At 65.3% G+C, this 16,236-nt stretch carries 13 protein-coding genes; 9 read left to right on the top strand and 4 right to left on the bottom strand.

All coding sequences use genetic code 11. From position 1 onward, the window contains the following. Positions 1-159: 159 nt before the first annotated feature. Positions 160-888 carry a HugZ family pyridoxamine 5'-phosphate oxidase gene (locus LQG66_RS25120; RefSeq protein ID WP_231318336.1) on the bottom strand — a complete coding sequence of 243 codons (729 nt, stop codon included), beginning with the start codon at positions 886-888 and terminating at the stop codon, positions 160-162. Positions 889-1,104: 216 nt separating this feature from the next. Here LQG66_RS25120 and LQG66_RS25115 point away from each other — a divergent pair, with 216 nt between their 5' ends. From LQG66_RS25115 to LQG66_RS25095, 5 genes are all read left to right on the top strand, one after another. Next, positions 1,105-1,806 (top strand): response regulator transcription factor, encoded by a 702-nt coding sequence (locus tag LQG66_RS25115; RefSeq protein WP_006611449.1) that lies wholly within the window; start codon positions 1,105-1,107, stop codon positions 1,804-1,806. A gap of 185 nt (positions 1,807-1,991) precedes the next feature. Continuing rightward, positions 1,992-3,800 (top strand): sensor histidine kinase, encoded by a 1,809-nt coding sequence (locus LQG66_RS25110; RefSeq protein WP_231318335.1) that lies wholly within the window; start codon positions 1,992-1,994, stop codon positions 3,798-3,800. Beyond that, complete coding sequence (locus LQG66_RS25105) at positions 3,797-4,321, top strand: HPr kinase/phosphorylase (protein ID WP_231318334.1); 525 nt, start codon at positions 3,797-3,799, stop codon at positions 4,319-4,321. The genes LQG66_RS25110 and LQG66_RS25105 overlap by 4 nt, the downstream gene beginning before the upstream one ends. A 132-nt stretch (positions 4,322-4,453) precedes the next feature. Beyond that, entirely contained in the window at positions 4,454-4,855 is a 402-nt protein-coding gene (locus LQG66_RS25100; RefSeq protein ID WP_006611446.1) for a PTS sugar transporter subunit IIA, read from the top strand. Then, on the top strand, positions 4,852-5,181 hold the full coding sequence (locus tag LQG66_RS25095; RefSeq protein WP_231318333.1) for an HPr family phosphocarrier protein: 330 nt from the start codon (positions 4,852-4,854) through the stop codon (positions 5,179-5,181). Before LQG66_RS25100 ends, LQG66_RS25095 begins: the two co-directional genes overlap by 4 nt. 160 nt (positions 5,182-5,341) lie before the next feature. On the opposite strand, the gene LQG66_RS25090 is transcribed toward LQG66_RS25095, so the two are convergent. After that, complete coding sequence (locus tag LQG66_RS25090) at positions 5,342-6,946, bottom strand: glycosyltransferase family 39 protein (protein ID WP_231318332.1); 1,605 nt, start codon at positions 6,944-6,946, stop codon at positions 5,342-5,344. 115 nt (positions 6,947-7,061) lie between these two features. Between LQG66_RS25090 and lepA the strand changes: the two genes are divergently transcribed. Continuing rightward, positions 7,062-8,873: a translation elongation factor 4 gene (lepA, locus tag LQG66_RS25085; protein WP_231318331.1), complete on the top strand. Its 1,812-nt coding sequence runs from the start codon at positions 7,062-7,064 to the stop codon at positions 8,871-8,873. 71 nt (positions 8,874-8,944) lie between these two features. Here lepA and LQG66_RS25080 read toward each other — a convergent pair whose 3' ends face one another. Continuing rightward, entirely contained in the window at positions 8,945-9,868 is a 924-nt protein-coding gene (locus LQG66_RS25080) for a LysR family transcriptional regulator (protein WP_231318330.1), read from the bottom strand. A 213-nt stretch (positions 9,869-10,081) separates the two neighbouring features. On the opposite strand from LQG66_RS25080, the gene LQG66_RS25075 reads away from it, so the two are divergent. From LQG66_RS25075 to LQG66_RS25065, 3 genes are all read left to right on the top strand, one after another. Then, the gene (locus LQG66_RS25075; protein ID WP_231318329.1) at positions 10,082-11,182 is read left to right on the top strand and encodes a helix-turn-helix transcriptional regulator; all 1,101 of its coding nucleotides are present in this window, start codon (positions 10,082-10,084) and stop codon (positions 11,180-11,182) included. Positions 11,183-11,404: 222 nt separating this feature from the next. After that, positions 11,405-13,372 carry a methyl-accepting chemotaxis protein gene (locus LQG66_RS25070; RefSeq protein ID WP_231318328.1) on the top strand — a complete coding sequence of 656 codons (1,968 nt, stop codon included), beginning with the start codon at positions 11,405-11,407 and terminating at the stop codon, positions 13,370-13,372. Positions 13,373-13,486: 114 nt separating this feature from the next. Further along, a complete protein-coding gene (locus tag LQG66_RS25065) occupies positions 13,487-13,948 on the top strand; it encodes a DUF1801 domain-containing protein (RefSeq protein ID WP_231318327.1) in 462 nt (153 codons plus the stop codon). A 13-nt stretch (positions 13,949-13,961) separates the two neighbouring features. On the opposite strand, the gene LQG66_RS25060 is transcribed toward LQG66_RS25065, so the two are convergent. Then, positions 13,962-16,181, bottom strand: a complete 2,220-nt coding sequence (locus tag LQG66_RS25060) for a putative bifunctional diguanylate cyclase/phosphodiesterase (protein ID WP_231327930.1) — start codon at positions 16,179-16,181, stop codon at positions 13,962-13,964. Positions 16,182-16,236 lie beyond the last annotated feature (55 nt).

Below are 16,236 nucleotides of genomic sequence, written 5' to 3'. Positions count from 1 at the left end.
GGCGCGCGGCGGCGTTCAAGCGCGCCGTCCTCGTCTTAGGCTACAGGACCTTGCAGCGTGCGCGGCGTTCACCTGTCCCGCAAGCGCGGCGAGGGAGCCCATCGCCTGCATGGCCCGAGCGCGGCTCCAACTTCAGGAGAGCCAGGCTCAAACTAATCATCACTCCTTCGCGCGCGCCTCGTCGGCGAGCCGCACCAGCATCTTGCGCAACTCGCCGGGCGAGGTCACGCGCTCGGGGAAATCCAGCCGCAATGTCTTGCCGTCAGCCGTCAGATCCAGCCCTTCGGGATCGCAGCCGCTGCAGCGCCACTCCAGAGCTTCGGCGCCGAGCAGCTTCGTCGCGTAGAGGGCGAGAGCATCGCGATGATCCGCATTCATGTGATCGACGGCGCCCTGCTCGGCAGCGAGCAGCGAGGCCGCATCGGAAACGTCGGTGAGAAACTGCTCGGGCTTGAGATCGACGATGCGGCCGAAGCCCGCGACGAGATGCGTGCCGGAGGGACGAATGAGGAAGAACGAGAAGTCGGCGAAATCGGCGTAGTCCGCGGCGGAAGGATGCGCATTGAGATACCGACGGCGCAGCGCTTCACGATTCTCGTCCGTGGCCTGCTCGGCCTTTCCCGACAGCATGATTCGCGCGCCTTCCAGCGGATCTCCCGGCGCGCGTTCATCGAGCATCAGCGACACCCGCGAATCCGCCACCACATTCTTCGTGTGCACGGCTAGACGCGAGATCAGGATGATCGGTGCGCCATCAGCGGCGGAGGCGACGTTGACGAGGGAACAATAGGGATCGCCCGAACCCGTCATCAGGGTTGCAAGTGCACCCTGCCGGCTCCGTCGCAGCAGGGAGGCGGTGACGCGGTTAGGGTTAAAGCTCGGCTGCATCGTCTTTCCCTCGTCCATCCTGTTGCAATGAAGGCCTTTTTTCGGCTAAACGGGCTGTAGACTTAGGCACGGCACAAGACTTTGCCATGGTATTTGTGGAACTCGGTCACACTTCAGCCCAGCTTGCATTGCTCGTTGACCATGTTCGAAGCCCATTTATGCGGCCCTTATCCGGATTATCGCAGTCTCGGCTAACCAGACTCTGAAAGCAGGCTCATGCCCACAATCGCCTTGGTCGATGACGACCGCAACATTCTTACATCCGTCTCGATCGCGCTCGAGGCCGAAGGCTATCGCATCATGACCTACACTGATGGTGCGTCGGCGCTCGACGGCTTTCGGACGAGTCAGCCGGATCTCGCCATCCTCGACATCAAGATGCCGCGCATGGACGGCATGGAGACATTGCGGCGGCTGCGGCAGAAGTCCGACCTGCCGGTGATCTTCCTCACCTCCAAGGACGAGGAGATCGACGAGCTGTTCGGCCTGAAGATGGGCGCGGACGACTTCATCCGCAAACCGTTCTCGCAGCGGCTGCTGGTCGAACGCGTCAAGGCCGTGCTGCGCCGCTCGCAGCCGAAGGATCCGACGGCGCTGCCGAAGGAGAACGACGCCAAGGCGCTCGATCGCGGCCTCCTGCGCATGGACCCGGAACGGCACACCTGCACCTGGAAGAACGAGCCGGTGACGCTGACCGTCACCGAGTTTCTGATTCTTCAGGCGCTCGCGCAGCGTCCGGGCGTCGTCAAGAGCCGCAATGCGCTGATGGACGCGGCCTATGACGATCAGGTCTATGTCGACGACCGCACCATCGACAGCCACATCAAGCGGCTGCGCAAGAAGTTCAAGATGGTCGACGAGGAGTTCGAGATGATCGAAACCCTCTACGGCGTCGGCTATCGCTTCAAGGAAACCTGAAGCATCGCCTGGGCGGCGTCACGTGACCTTGCGCGCTGACGTCGCGAACGGGGTTGGGCAGGATGGGCGGGCTCCGGCGCCTCTCGAGCGCAGATGCCGGAGACGGGCAGCTGGTGCGGCGAACTTGACGTTCTCATTGGAGCCGTCGCACATGCCTTGCGAACGTCGGAATCGGAGCACTCACATTGCTCGATCGAACGCATCCTGACCCAGGTCTCAGCGCCGAGGGCACCGCGGCTTCCGACGTGACCGACGGCGCAGCCGACGAGACGCCGCAGGTCTCGGGCTGGCAGCGCCCGGTGAGCTGGCTGCGCCGCGCCGGCCAGTTCCTGTTCGCGCTGTCGTTCTCGAGCCTCACCCGCCGCATCGTCTCGCTGAACATCGCCGGCCTGCTCGCGCTGGTCGCCAGCATCCTCTATTTGTCGCAGTTCCGCGCCGGCCTGATCGACGCGCGGGCGCAGAGCCTGCTGGTGCAGGCCGAGATCATCGCTGGCGCGATCGCGGCCTCGGCCACGGTGCAGACCAACACGATCACGATCGACCCCGATCGTCTGCTCGACCTCAAGCCGGGCGAGAGCTACGGCGCGCCCGACGAATATTCGCCGCTCGATTTCCCGATCAATCCGGAACGCGTTGCACCGGTGCTGCGTACGCTGATCTCGCCGACCAAGACGCGTGCGCGCATCTACGATCCCAATGGCGGCCTCCTGCTCGACAGCCGCAACCTGGAGAACGTGCTGCGCTTCGATCTGCCGCCGCCGTCCAGCGAAAAGCCGGGCCTGGTGGAGCGCGCCATGATCTCGGTGCGCACCTGGCTCAACCGCGGCGACCTGCCGCTGTATCGCGAATACGGCCCCGAGAACGGCAACGGCTACGAGGAAGTCACCGACGCGCTGAAGGGCCAGAAGCGCAGCATGGTCAGGGTCAATTCGCGCGGCGAGGTCATCGTCTCGGTCGCCGTGTCGGTGCAGCGGTCGCGCACCATCCATGGCGCGCTGATGCTGTCGACGCAAGGCGACGACATCGACCAGATGGTCACTGCAGAGCGTCTCGCGATCCTCAAGGTCGGCGGCGTCGCCTCCGCCGTGATGATCGTGCTGTCGCTGCTGCTCGCCAGCACCATCGCAGGTCCCGTGCGACGCCTCGCCGACAGCGCCGAGCGCGTCCGCCGCCGGATCAAGACGCGCGTCGAAATTCCCGATTTCACCCGTCGCCGTGACGAGATCGGCCATCTCTCCGGCGCACTGCGCGACATGACCGACGCGCTCTACAACCGGATCGAGGCGATCGAGATGTTCGCCGCCGACGTCGCCCATGAGCTCAAGAACCCGCTGACCTCGCTGCGCTCGGCGGTCGAGACCCTGCCGCTCGCGCGCAACGACAACAGCCGCAGCCGCCTGCTCGCGGTCATCGAGCACGACGTGAAGCGGCTCGACCGCCTGATCTCCGACATTTCCGACGCCAGCCGGCTCGATGCCGAGCTGCAGCGCCAGGACATGACCCTGGTCGACATGCGCCGCCTGCTGACGACGCTGACCTCGGTCGCCAACGAGACCAAGCTCGGCACCGACGTCACCGTCGAGGTGCGGTTCGAGGGCCGCGGCGCCAACGACACCTTCTCCGCGCCGGGCCACGATTCCAGGCTCGGCCAGGTCATCTCCAACCTCTTGTCGAATGCGCAATCGTTCTCGACGGCGGCGGGCAAGGTGCGCATCACCTGCCGGCGGGTGCGCTCCGAGATCGAGATCGTGGTCGACGACGACGGTCCGGGCATTCGCGAGGACGCCCTGCAGCGCATCTTCGAGCGCTTCTACACCGACCGGCCGCATCAGGGCTTCGGCCAGAATTCCGGCCTGGGGCTGTCGATCTCGAAGCAGATCATCGACGCCCATGGCGGGCGGATCTGGGCCGAGAACCGCCCCGGCCCAGTGGATGACGAAGGCAATCCGACCGTGGCCGGCGCGCGCTTCATCGTCCGGCTGCCGGCGTCGTGACCAGCGCAGCGCCGAGCATCCATGCATCAGCCGTTCGGGTGGGGGAGCTCGCTGTCCTCATCCGGGGCCCTTCCGGCTCGGGCAAATCGCGGCTCGCCTTCGATCTGATCCTGGCGGGCCGGTCCGGACAGCTGCCGCAGGCGGTCCTGGTCGGCGACGACCGTGTTCATCTCGCCACACGCGGCGGAGAAATGTGGGTCAGCCCCGCCCCTGCCCTGGCCGGCCTGATCGAGATTCGCGGCCTTGGAATCCGCTCCTGCGACCATGTGTCAGAGGCAAAACTGGGGCTGGTGGTCGACCTGATGGCGGAGGACGCCGCCCGGCTGCCGAACGCCGAATCGCTGTTCGTTCATCTGAACGGTATTGAATTGCCACGAATACCCGTCGGACCGGGCTTTTCACCCCTCCCTCTGGTTGCAGCAGCACTGATTACCAGCATGACTTCATGTTCCGGTAATCTTTCGGACGATTGTGTGAGGCAAATTGGTAACCATATCAGCCCCACAATTGCCACCGAGTAGACCTTCGCCAGCTTCCCCTTCCGTATGCCAGAATCCGGGAGTATCGCGAACATGCCCTCTTGCGCAGGGGCTCCGGATGGTCAAAGTGGCGCGTTCGTGCGGTGCACCCAAGGCGCCCGCGAGGAGTATCCGATGATTGGCCTGGTATTGGTGACCCATGGGCGCCTCGCCGACGAGTTCCGAGCGGCGCTCGAACACGTTATGGGTCCTCAAAAACAAATCGAAGCGGTCACGATTGGCGCCGACGATGATTCCGATCTCTGTCGAAGCGACATCATCGAAGCCGTGAACCGTGTCGACACCGGTGACGGTGTCGCCATTCTCACCGACATGTTCGGCGGCACGCCGTCGAACCTTGCCATCTCCTGCATGAGCCGGCCCAAGGTCGAGGTGCTCGCGGGCATCAACCTGCCCATGCTGGTGAAGCTCGCCAAAGTGCGCGAGGAACGCTCTCTGCCCGATGCGATCGCGATGGCGCAGGAAGCCGGCCGCAAATACGTGACCATCGCCAGCCGGGTGCTCGCCGGCAAATGAGCGACGAGGACGCGCCGCAGGACCATGTCGCCGGCCCGGCCGTGCCTGCAGGTGCATTGTCCCGGGAACTGCTGATCACCAACAAGCGCGGACTGCATGCGCGCGCCTCGGCCAAGTTCGTTCAGATGGTGGAGCGCTTCCAGGCCGAGGTCTGGGTGACGCGCGGTGGCGAGACCGTCGGCGGCCGCTCGATCATGGGCCTGATGATGCTGGCGGCCGCACCGGGGACCACCATCCTGGTCTCGGCGGCCGGCCCAGAGGCGGAGGCCGCCCTGCAGGCGATCACCGATCTCGTCAACGACAAGTTCCACGAAGAGGGCGTGTAGGCGCCATCCAGTCAAACCCGTCATTCCGGACGACGCGCCCAGAGCGCGTCGATCCGGAATCTCGAGCTTGTTGTGCGAAACTGAACCCCAGCTCGAGATTCCGGGACGTATCTCCGTGACGAACGTCACGAAGATACGTCCCGGAATGACGTGCTCTGGATTATTGTCCCGGCGCCTGAATATACACCTTCCAAACGATTGCAGGGCCCGCCTGGCCGTGGAAGAAGCGCTGCGTGGTCATCACCAGCGGCTCGCCCTTGGGCGCCTCCTTGGCCATCCAGGCCTCACAGGCGGCGATGCGGTTGTCGGTGGTGTCGCAGACGCCAATGAAGCCTTCCCGTTTCAGATCGTCGAGCGAGCTGAGGCCGGAGCCCCAGGTCTCGTCCGCCGTGTAGGGCACCGTGTACGGCCGCGGATGATCGGGGCTGTAGAACGTCATCGGCGTGTTCATCTCGGAGTAGCCGGCGACCAGCGGCCAGGGCGAGCCGAACCGCGCGTGCCAGGCCCGCGTCAGCTGCACGGCCAGCTGCGACCGCGCACCATAGCCGGTGGCGCCGTTCGGATTGGCGGCCATCTCGCGCGCCGCGATCCATGGTGAGGCGGCCAGCGTGATCAGCGACAGCACCAGCCAGACGGCCGCCAGCCGCGGCAGCATGGCGCGCCGCAATCGCAGCGCGGGGATCGCGACCAGTGCCAGCGGCACCAGGAAGAACAGCGAGATGCCCCAATCGGTCTTCATATAGATCGTGAAAGCCAGCCCGCCGAGCGGCGGTCCGATCGCGACGATCGCCTGCACCAGCCAGACGTTGAGCGCCTGGCTCACATCGACGCCCGGATTGGGGCCGCGCCGCCAGTTGCGGAACGCCAAGCGCGGCGGCCAAGCCAGCACCAGCGCCGCCAGCGCGACCGGCAAGGCGAGCAGCGCGGCATTGTGGCCGATATAGCCAAGCACCAGTTCGGCAGCCCGGCCGCGATCGGACAGCGTGTAGACATCGCCTGCATAGGTGAGCGGAACGAAATCGACTCTCCAGAGCCAGACCAGATGCGGGATCATCGCGACCAGCATCGTGACGATGGCGACCCAGGGCGCGGGCGAAGCCAGGAAGCGCAGCCGCTCCGGATGCAGCAGCGCCGCCAGCCCGATGGCGCCGATCATGGTCAGCACCCAGTATTTCGTCATCAGCGCGGCGGCGCCGGCGAGGCCCAGCCAGAGGCCGGAGGCGATGCTGCGCTTCTCGAAGGCATGGAGATAGGCCAGCACCAGGAGCGGCAAGGTCAGCAGCTGGACCAGGTCGGCGTTGTATTTGAAGCCCTTGAAATTGAAGATCGGGTACAGCGCGACCATGACCACGACGAAGAACGCCCTGCGACGGTCGACCACCTTGAGGCTCGCGAACCAGCAGACGACGAGACCACTGCCTGCCACAGCCATCGCCAGCGCATACGTCGCCCAGTCCTTGACCGGGAACACCGTGAACCAGAGGCCCGCGATCCAGCCCGACAGCGGCGGATGCTTGCCGTAGCCGAGCAGAAACCGGCTGCCCCAGGCATAGGCCTCGGCGACGTCCATGTGAACGTCCTGCGCGGCCTTCAGATTGGTCAGGATCACCGTCCACAGCGCCGCATGAGCGACCGCGAACGCTAGGACGGCCCAAAACGATGTCGCAGGCGCGGTGGCGCGCGCCACCAGCCAGGCGGCTAAACGCTGCGGTCCGAGGCGGCTGCGCGGCCGGGTCGCCAGATGCGGGAGAGAGGTACTCGACATCCGCCCTCGGTAGCCTGTTTTCGGCGCACAGGAAATCAGCTTGCCGTGAAGAAAGACCCTGGAAATTCAGCAATATGGTTGCTGCTCGGGGGCTTGGGATGCTATCTGCGCGGCGATGACGACCGTCCCCATTCCCAACATCCGCAACTTCTCCATCGTCGCCCATATCGACCATGGAAAGTCCACTTTGGCCGACCGCCTGATCCAGATGACGGGCGGCCTGTCGGACCGCGAGATGGCGGGCAAGGAGCAGGTGCTCGATTCGATGGACATCGAGCGCGAGCGCGGCATCACCATCAAGGCGCAGACCGTGCGCCTGAACTACCGCGCCAAGGACGGCAAGGATTACATCTTCAACCTGATGGACACGCCCGGCCACGTCGACTTCGCCTATGAAGTCTCGCGGTCGCTGGCGGCCTGCGAAGGCTCGCTGCTGGTCGTAGACGCGAGCCAGGGCGTCGAGGCGCAGACCCTCGCCAACGTCTACCAGGCGCTCGACAACAACCACGAGATCGTCCCGGTCCTCAACAAGATCGACCTGCCGGCGGCCGAGCCGGACAAGATCAAGCAGCAGATCGAGGACGTCATCGGCATCGACGCCTCCGACGCCGTCATGATCTCGGCCAAGACCGGCCTCGGCATTCCCGACGTGCTGGAGGCGATCGTCACCCGCCTGCCGCCGCCTAAGGGCGATCGTAGCGCGACCCTGAAGGCGCTGCTGGTCGACAGCTGGTACGACGTCTATCTCGGCGTCGTCGTGCTGATCCGCGTCGTCGACGGCGTCATGAAGAAGGGTAGCCGCATCCGGATGATGGGCACGGGCGCGGCCTATGACGTCGAGCGCGTCGGCTTCTTCACGCCGAAGATGACACAGGTCGACGAGCTCGGCCCCGGCGAGATCGGCTTCATCACCGCGGCGATCAAGGAGGTGGCCGACACCCGCGTCGGCGACACCATCACCGACGACCGCAAACCCGTCACCGAGATGCTGCCGGGCTTCAAGCCCGCGATCCCCGTCGTGTTCTGCGGCCTGTTCCCGGTCGACGCCGACGATTTCGAGACTCTTCGCGCGGCGATGGGCAAGCTCCGCCTCAACGACGCGAGCTTCTCGTTCGAGATGGAGACCTCGGCCGCGCTCGGCTTCGGCTTCCGCTGCGGCTTCCTCGGGCTCTTGCACCTGGAGATCATCCAGGAGCGGCTGTCACGCGAATTCGATCTCAACCTGATCGCGACCGCGCCAAGCGTCATCTACAAGATGAAGCTGACCGACGGCGAAGAGATCGAGATCCACAACCCGGTCGACATGCCCGACGTAGTCAAGATCGCCGAGATCCAGGAGCCCTGGATCGAGGCCACGATCCTGACGCCCGACGAATATCTCGGCAGCGTGCTGAAGCTGTGCCAGGACCGCCGCGGCAATCAGAAGGAGCTCACCTACGTCGGCGCCCGCGCCATGGTGAAGTACGAGCTGCCGCTCAACGAGGTCGTGTTCGACTTCTACGACCGGCTGAAATCGGTCTCCAAGGGCTACGCCTCGTTCGACTACCACCTGACCGACTACAAGCCGGCCGACCTCGTCAAGATGCAGATCCTCGTCAACAACGAGCCGGTCGACGCGCTGTCGATGCTGGTGCACCGGACGCGTGCGGAAGGCCGCGGCCGCGCCATGGTCGAGAAGATGAAGGAGCTGATCCCGCCGCACATGTTCCAGATCCCGATCCAGGCGGCGATCGGCGGCAAGGTGATCGCGCGCGAGACCGTGCGCGCGCTGCGCAAGGACGTCACCGCCAAGTGCTACGGCGGCGACATCACGCGTAAGCGCAAGCTTCTGGAGAAGCAGAAGGAAGGCAAGAAGAAGATGCGGCAGTTCGGCAAGGTCGACATCCCGCAGGAAGCCTTCATCGCAGCCCTCAAGGTCGACAGCTGAGACGGCCGTGCCTGTCCGATCGCTGAACGTTCGGTCGACACACAGCGAGGACCGAGGACGACGCCACGCGCTCAGCGTTCTGCGCGCTGGCGCCTGTTTGGTTTGGCCGCAGAAGGCGGCTCCCTCAGACCGAGCAGCGCGTTGCGGACGATTTCAAGCGCGGGCTCATTCATCTTGTTTCGGTGTTCGATCAGCGCCAGCGTGCGCGACAGCGGCGGGCTCAGCGGCCGCACGATGAAGTCGGACTGGTGCATGGCGACCGCGATGTCCGGCACGACGGCCATGCCCAGATTGGCCGCAACCGCGCTCTTCAGCGCCTCGACAGTGCCAAGCGGCGTCGGCCCTCGTGCCGGTAACCGCCCCGACAGCCAGCCGATGACCAGCGAATAGGCCGCGCTGCTGGCCTGCTCGACCAGCAGATTGTGCTGCACGACGTAGTCGGGAGTGATCTCCTCAGGAACGCCGCGAGTCCCGGCCGGAAAGATCGCCACCATCGCCTCCGAGAATAGTGGCGTGATCTTGAGCTGCCGCTTGCTGATCGGCATATGCACGAGCGCGAGATCGACGCGGTTTTCAATCACGTCCTGGACGCCTTTTTCCGTGGGCATGTTGGTGACGACGAGATCGATCCCGGGATGGTCGAGACGCAAACTGCGAAGCAGAGGCGGCAAGCGGTAGATCATTGCCGTCAGTGTCGTTCCGACCTGCACGCGACCGGCCCAGCCTGCTCGAAAACGCTGCATCGCAGCGTCGGCATGGTCACACTCGCGGAAGATACGCCTCGTCGCTTCTACGAGCTCGACGCCGGGCGCGGTCGCGTGCGCCTGCTTGCCCAGGCGTTCGATCAGGCGCAAGCCGAAGCGTCTTTCTAGTTCGCGAATCTGCAGGCTCACCGCCGGCTGGGTCAGGTTGAGACGACGCGCCGCAGCGGAGAAGCTGCCCTGCTCGACCACCTCGAGGAGAGCTCTCAGTTGGTCGAGGTTGAGGCCACGCAATCAAAGTTCTCCTTATCAAAAGGATTGCGACAACAAATTTGCCTTCTGAGGGCAAACGTTTCAAGTTGTTGTTCGCACAAGGATTGCAATCATAATCGGAACCTCCTGAAGTCGCATCGCCCGAATGAACGACGGCGAGGCCCGGCGAACTGTCCGGAAGCCCTGAAGATCCGATCAAACAGGCCAACTTGTAATATGAGTGAAGACGAAAAGTTGAACTCCGTCGTCAGTGACATTTATGACGCAGTGCTCAATCCCGGGCTTTGGGGAGTTGCGCTGCAACGAATTGCGAGATTCGTCGGCGGCCGGCGGGACGAGCTTCGCTTCGACGATCTGGCTGCCGGGTTTGTCCTCGCGGGCCACGATATCGGCTCCGACCTCGAATACATGCTGATGCATTCGGAGCTCTATGGCGACTTCGATCCTTTCACAGCGGTATCGCTTCTCGATGTCGAAGAGGTCTTGAGTCTTCTCGAACTTACGCCTCATCGTGACGAATGCGCCCACCTCGTCTACCGGGAGAGAAGACGATCCAACGGCACAGCCACAGGGTTGATGATGGGCGCACGTCGAGACCCGCATCGGCGGGTCGACGTGAACCGAAACGACTCCGATGACGCGGTCGACGATGACATGATCGGGCGCATATCGCTCGTAGCGCCCCACGTAAGGAGGGCAATTCTCATCGCCAAGGTATTCGGCCGAAAGCTGAGCGAAGCGGCCACGTTTTCCAGCATCCTCGACCGGCTGCGGGCGGGCCTGTTCCTCATCGACCGTGACGGACGCATCGTTCACGCCAATGCCCCCGGTCGCAAAATCCTCAACGCCGACGAGGTTCTACAAATCGTCAACGGCCGGCTTGTCGCGCGCGATGTCGATGTCAACCGGACGATACAGGACGCCATCGCACGACGGGGCAACCTCGACTTCAACATGAATGTCATCTCACTTCCGCTGACGACTGAAAATCTCGAGCGTCACGTCGTCCACGTCCTGCCGCAGGGATTCGGCGGAGATTCCCACGGCGGAAGGCCCGGCAGCGTCGCGTCCGCCATTCTCGTCTGCGAGGCCCGCCTCAAGGGCCTCGCCAACGAAGACGTCATCCGGCGCGCCTATCAACTGACGCCGACCGAGCTGCGCGTTCTGCTCGCCCTGTTCGACGTCGGCGGCATCTCCGAAGTCTCGGCCTCTCTCGGCGTCTCCAAATCGACCGTCAAGACGCATGTCGCCCGTCTGTTCGCAAAAACCGGCGCCAGCCGGCAGGCTGACCTGGTCAAGCTGGTCGCCGGCTTCATGCCGATGTTCACGACATGACGAACGGCCGTTCGGGGATGCTGACGGCGATCGGCGGCCACGTGTCCCCGACGCCGAAGGCGGACGGTGGTCCCGCCAGCCGATGGCGCAGGGTGCTCTGCGGATTGAGTCGGGACCATTCGCCCTGCTCGGGTCGACTCGCCAAATTCAACAGCCGTATAATTACGGTATCCGTTCCTTAATGAAATTTTGGGACCTTTGCGCGGCAGCAAGGAATGTCCCATGTCCCGTCTCCGGTCGATCTCCGCCCGTCTGATCATCGCCCTGTCGCTCACGGTCGCCATCGCCTGCGCCGTTCTGGGCACCTTCTCGGTGCTCCAGCAACGCGCCCTGACCCGGCTGGCGCTGGAGCAGCAGCTGAAGCTGCAATTCGACAGCGTCGTCGCCGGCATCGACTACGAGGGCCGCGCCGCGCTGGCGGTGAGCTCGACGCTGGCCGCGCTGCCGCCGATCGCCGACGCCTACGTCAAGGGCGACCGCGAGGCGCTGGGCGCCCTGCTCGGCGGCGCCATGACCTCGCTGAAGGCGCAAGGGATTCCGCTGGTGAACGTGTGGGCACCGCCGGCCACCAACTTCTACCGCGTGCACGAGCCGAAAGTATTCGGCGACGACACCTCGAAGCGACGGCTCACGGTGGTGCAGGCGAACCAGACCGGCCGGCAGATCGCCGGCGTCGAGCAGAGCCGACTGTCGCTCGGCATCTTCGGCATGACGCCGATCGTCCGCGACGGCAAGGTGATCGCAACGGTCGATGTCGGCGCGGCCTTCGGCAAGGAATTCGTCGATCGTGCCAAACAGCGCTTCGGCATCGATCTCGCCGTCTACTGGATCGACAACCAGCAGCCGAAACGGCTCTCCTCCACCTTCGGCGACGATGTCGTCGCGACGCCGGACGAGGTGCTCGCAGTGTTCAAGGGCACAGCCCTGCAGCGCGACGCGACGCTGGCGGGCCGGCCCGCCGCGGTCTATGTCGGCCAGATCAGGAACTACGCCGGCGACCCGATCGCCGTGCTCGAACTGATCAAGGACACGACCGCCTATGAGGCCGCGGCCGCCGGCGCGCAGCAGCAGCTGATCATCGGCACGATCGTGATCCTGCTGCTCGCCGTCATCGTCGCGCTGTTGGTCGCGCGCGGCATCTCGCGTCCGCTGGTTGCGATCACCGCCGTCATGCGCCGGCTGTCGAGCGGCGACACCGAGGTCACCATTCCCGGCGGCCAACGCAAGGACGAACTCGGCACGATGGCGCAGGCGGTCGACGTATTCCGCCGCAACATGATCGAGACCAATTCGCTGCGCGAGGCGCAGGAGGCGACACAGCACCGCGCCGAGCGCGAGAAGCAGGCGCTGCAGCGCCAGATGGCCGACCGCTTCGAGGCCGACGTCAAGGGCGTGGTGTCCTCGGTCGCCCGCGCCACTGAAGACATGGAGCGCGTGGTCCGCGAGATCACGGCAAGCGTCAACGGCACCTCGCAGCGCGCGGCGGCTGCAGCGTCCGCCTCCGAGGAAGCCTCGAACGGCGTGTCGACCGTCGCCGCAGCGTCCGAGGAACTCGCTTCCTCGGTGACCGAGATCGGCCGTCAGGTCGCGCATTCGAGCAAAGTGGCCGACTCGGCGGTGGTCAAGGCCCGACAGACCACCGAGATGGTCGGCAGCCTTGCGGCGGCCGCCGAGAAGATCGGCGACGTGCTGCGCCTGATCGACGCGATCGCGAGCCAGACCAATCTGCTCGCCCTCAACGCCACGATCGAGGCGGCGCGCGCCGGCGAGGCCGGCCGCGGCTTCGCGGTCGTGGCCGCCGAGGTCAAGGAGCTGGCCGGCCAGACCGCGAAGGCGACGGAAGAGATCGCCGGCCAGGTCAGCTCGATCCAGGCCGCCACGTCCGACTGCGTGACCGCGATCGGCGGCATCAGCGGCACGATCCAGGAGATCAGCGGCATTGCCGCCACCATTGCCGCCGCTGTCGAGCAGCAGGGTTCGGCGACGCGCGAGATCGCGCGCAGCGTCCAGCAGGCCGCCTCCGGCACCAATGAAGTCTCGCAGAACGTCGCCGGCGCCAGCGATGCCGCCGAGCAGTCGCGTCAGCTCGCCGACCACGTCATGGTCGCCACGCGCGACCTCGGCAAGCATGCGGACGCCCTGTTCAAGAGCGTCGACACGTTCCTGGCGGGCCTGCGCAAGGCGGCCTGAGGCTCTGGGCGGCGGAGGCAAAGTCGCAATCCGCCCTGTTCGCCGCGGCTCCCGATCATGGCCGGCGTTACCGTCCTGCGTTAGTCTGCGTCCAGCTGACATTCGGAGGCAGGCATGCAGGCAACCGCTTCTCACACCAGACGGCATCGATTGCGCACGCCGACCGCGCCAGCCGCCGTCGCCGCCGTTTTTGCAGGCTATCCGCAGCGGCTGCGCCGACGACTGGAGACGCTGCGACGATTGATCCTGGATACGGCGAGGACAACGACGGGTGTCGGTACTCTGCAAGAGACCCTGAAATGGGGCCAGCCCAGCTATCTCACGACGGAAACCGGCAGCGGCAGCACCATCCGCATCGACCGGATTGAGTCAGAGCCCGATCGCTATGCGCTCTATGTCCATTGCCAGACCGACCTCATCGCGACCTTTCGCGAGCTCTATCCGGAGCTGAGCTATGGCGGCAATCGCTGCATCCTGCTCGACGCATCCGCGGACGTGCCGGAGGACGCATTGCGGCACTGCATCGCGCTGGCGCTGACCTATCATCGCCGCAAGCGCAGAGCGGCGAGCGGATAGTTGATCCCGCCGGTCAGGCGACCCGCGCTTCTCGATCGAGCGCATCCGCACCGCACTGCGCATTCAGGAGCGCGACGATCTCGACATTGGGCCTGGGACGGCTGAACAGATAGCCCTGCCCTTCATGGCAGCCTTCGGCGCGCAGGCAGCGCAGCTCCGCCTCGGTCTCGACACCCTCGGCCGTGATCGTGACGCCGAGACCCTTGCCGAGGCTGACGATCGAGCGGACGATCGCCTGGGCCTCGCGATTGGCGGCGAGACCGCGGATGAAGGACTGGTCGATCTTGATCTTGTCGAACGGAAAGCTGCGCAGATAGCTCAGGCTTGAATAGCCGGTGCCGAAATCATCCATCGAGATGCGCACGCCGAGCGCGCGCAGCGCATGCAAGGTCGCCAGCACCTGGCCGCTCTTCTCGAGCACCAGCGTCTCGGTGATCTCGAGCTCGAGCCGGCTCGGCGGCAGGCCGGACTGCTTCAGCACGTCCATCACCTGCGACAGCACGTTGCCGACGCGAAACTGCAGCGGCGACATGTTCACCGCGACACGCACCTCGTCCGGCCAATTCGCAGCATCGCTGCAGGCCTGGCGCAGCATCGAGCGACCGAGCGCGGAGATCAGGCCGGTCTCCTCGGCGATCGGAATGAACTCGGACGGCGGGATCATGCCGCGCTCCGGATGCGGCCAGCGCACCAGCGCCTCGAAGCCCGTGATGCGTCCGGTCGAGAGGTCGATCAGCGGCTGGTAATGGGGGCGTAGCACATCGCGCTGGATCGCGTCGCGCAGCTCGATCTCGAGTCTGCGCCGGCTCTGCGCCCGCGCATCCATCCCGTTTTCGAAATAGCTGAAGGTGCCGCGGGTCTCGTTCTTCGCCCGCGAGAGCGCCATGTCGGCGTTCTTCAGCAGTTTCTCGGCGTCGTCACCGTCATTTGGCGCCATTGCGATCCCGATCGTCGCGCCAATCGTCACGGAGCTGCCGTCGATCAGGTATGGGTCGGCGATCGCCTGCAGCAGCCGGCGGCAGAGCTGGGCCGCGTCATCCGGCCGCGCCAGTCCGCCCTGCACGATCGCGAACTCGTCCGAGTTGAGACGGGCGACGATGTCCTCCTGGCGCAGGATCGAGCGCAGCCGCTTGCCGACCCCGCGCAGCAGCCTGTCGCCGGCGGCATGCCCCAGCGTGTCGTTGATCGACTTGAAATTGTCGAGACCGAGCACGAGCACCGCCATCTTCTCGGAGCCGCGCCGCATCTGCGCGAGCTTGTCGTCGATCTGCTGGCGCAGCAGGTTGCGACTCGGCAGGCCGGTCAATGCATCGTGGTGGGCCAGGAAGGCCAGCCGCGCCTCGGCGCGCTTGCGCTCGGTGATGTCCATCAGCGCCAGCAGCACCGCCGGCTGATCGTTGTGGACGAGGTGGCGCGAATAGATCGCGAGATCGATCAGGGTGCCGTCGGCCCGAACGTGCTTCCACGTGCGCGCCGCCTGCTCCTCGCTGGACTGCTCGCCGGCCCAGGGCGCCTCGCTCTCATAGGCCTGCAGGTTGCGGATGCCGAGCTGCTCGAACGCGGCGCGGCTGTAGCCGTAGTGCTTGGCTGCGGCCTCGTTGACGCCGAGCACGCGCCCGTCATCCCTGGCGCAGACAATCATCGGAACCGGATTGCCGTCGAACAGCAGCCGAAACGATTCCTCACGCTGCTTCAGCTCGGTGATGTCGACGCGCAGGCCGACGATGCCGCCATCGCCGGTCAGGCGTTCCTCGATCAGGATGGTGCGGCCGCCCGACAATCTCTGCTCGTGGCGTCCTTTCGGCTGAAACAGCCTCTCGAGCCGCTCGGCGATCCATTCCTCCTCGCGGCCGGCCGCCTCGGGATAGTCGCCGCGCGCAACGCCGACGCGGATCGTGTCCCCGAGCCGTGCGCCCGGCTTGAACAGGTCCGAGCTGCGGTTGTAGATCTCGGCGTACTTCTTGTTCCAGAGGATGTAGCGGCCGTCGGAATCGAGGAACACGATGCCCTCGGGGAGGATGTCGATCGCCTCGATGAGCCGGTCATGCGCCTTCTTGGCCTCGGCGACGGCGGCCTCGGCCTCGGCGCGGGTGCGGGCGACGTCGTCAGCCACGACCAGCTTGCCGGCGTGGTGGCGGCCCAGTCTCGGGCTCGGTCTGACCGGGCAGATCGAATCACGGGCGCGGGGCGCGCGATTGAGCTTCTTGGGCTTGTTTGGCCGAACGGGCCGCATCGCGTGCCTCACTCTCCTTCTCGCGGGCAGTCTTCGGCCAAGTTTCTGAAAAAAT

This window comes from Bradyrhizobium ontarionense, from assembly GCF_021088345.1.
GTDB lineage: Bacteria > Pseudomonadota > Alphaproteobacteria > Rhizobiales > Xanthobacteraceae > Bradyrhizobium > Bradyrhizobium ontarionense.
Note: the sequence above shows the minus strand (reverse complement) of the source record. Positions and strands in the feature narration are given on the sequence as shown.

What these genes read in the sequence shown, in the direction of transcription:
- LQG66_RS25095 (WP_231318333.1), top strand. Translation starts at nt 4,852, where the DNA reads ATGAGCGACGAGGACGCGCCGCAGGACCATGTCGCCGGCCCGGCCGTG.
- LQG66_RS25065 (WP_231318327.1), top strand. Translation starts at nt 13,487, where the DNA reads ATGCAGGCAACCGCTTCTCACACCAGACGGCATCGATTGCGCACGCCG.
- lepA (WP_231318331.1), top strand. Translation starts at nt 7,062, where the DNA reads ATGACGACCGTCCCCATTCCCAACATCCGCAACTTCTCCATCGTCGCC.
- LQG66_RS25120 (WP_231318336.1), bottom strand. Translation starts at nt 888, where the DNA reads ATGCAGCCGAGCTTTAACCCTAACCGCGTCACCGCCTCCCTGCTGCGA.
- LQG66_RS25115 (WP_006611449.1), top strand. Translation starts at nt 1,105, where the DNA reads ATGCCCACAATCGCCTTGGTCGATGACGACCGCAACATTCTTACATCC.
- LQG66_RS25060 (WP_231327930.1), bottom strand. Translation starts at nt 16,181, where the DNA reads ATGCGGCCCGTTCGGCCAAACAAGCCCAAGAAGCTCAATCGCGCGCCC.
- LQG66_RS25100 (WP_006611446.1), top strand. Translation starts at nt 4,454, where the DNA reads ATGATTGGCCTGGTATTGGTGACCCATGGGCGCCTCGCCGACGAGTTC.
- LQG66_RS25090 (WP_231318332.1), bottom strand. Translation starts at nt 6,946, where the DNA reads ATGTCGAGTACCTCTCTCCCGCATCTGGCGACCCGGCCGCGCAGCCGC.
- LQG66_RS25070 (WP_231318328.1), top strand. Translation starts at nt 11,405, where the DNA reads ATGTCCCGTCTCCGGTCGATCTCCGCCCGTCTGATCATCGCCCTGTCG.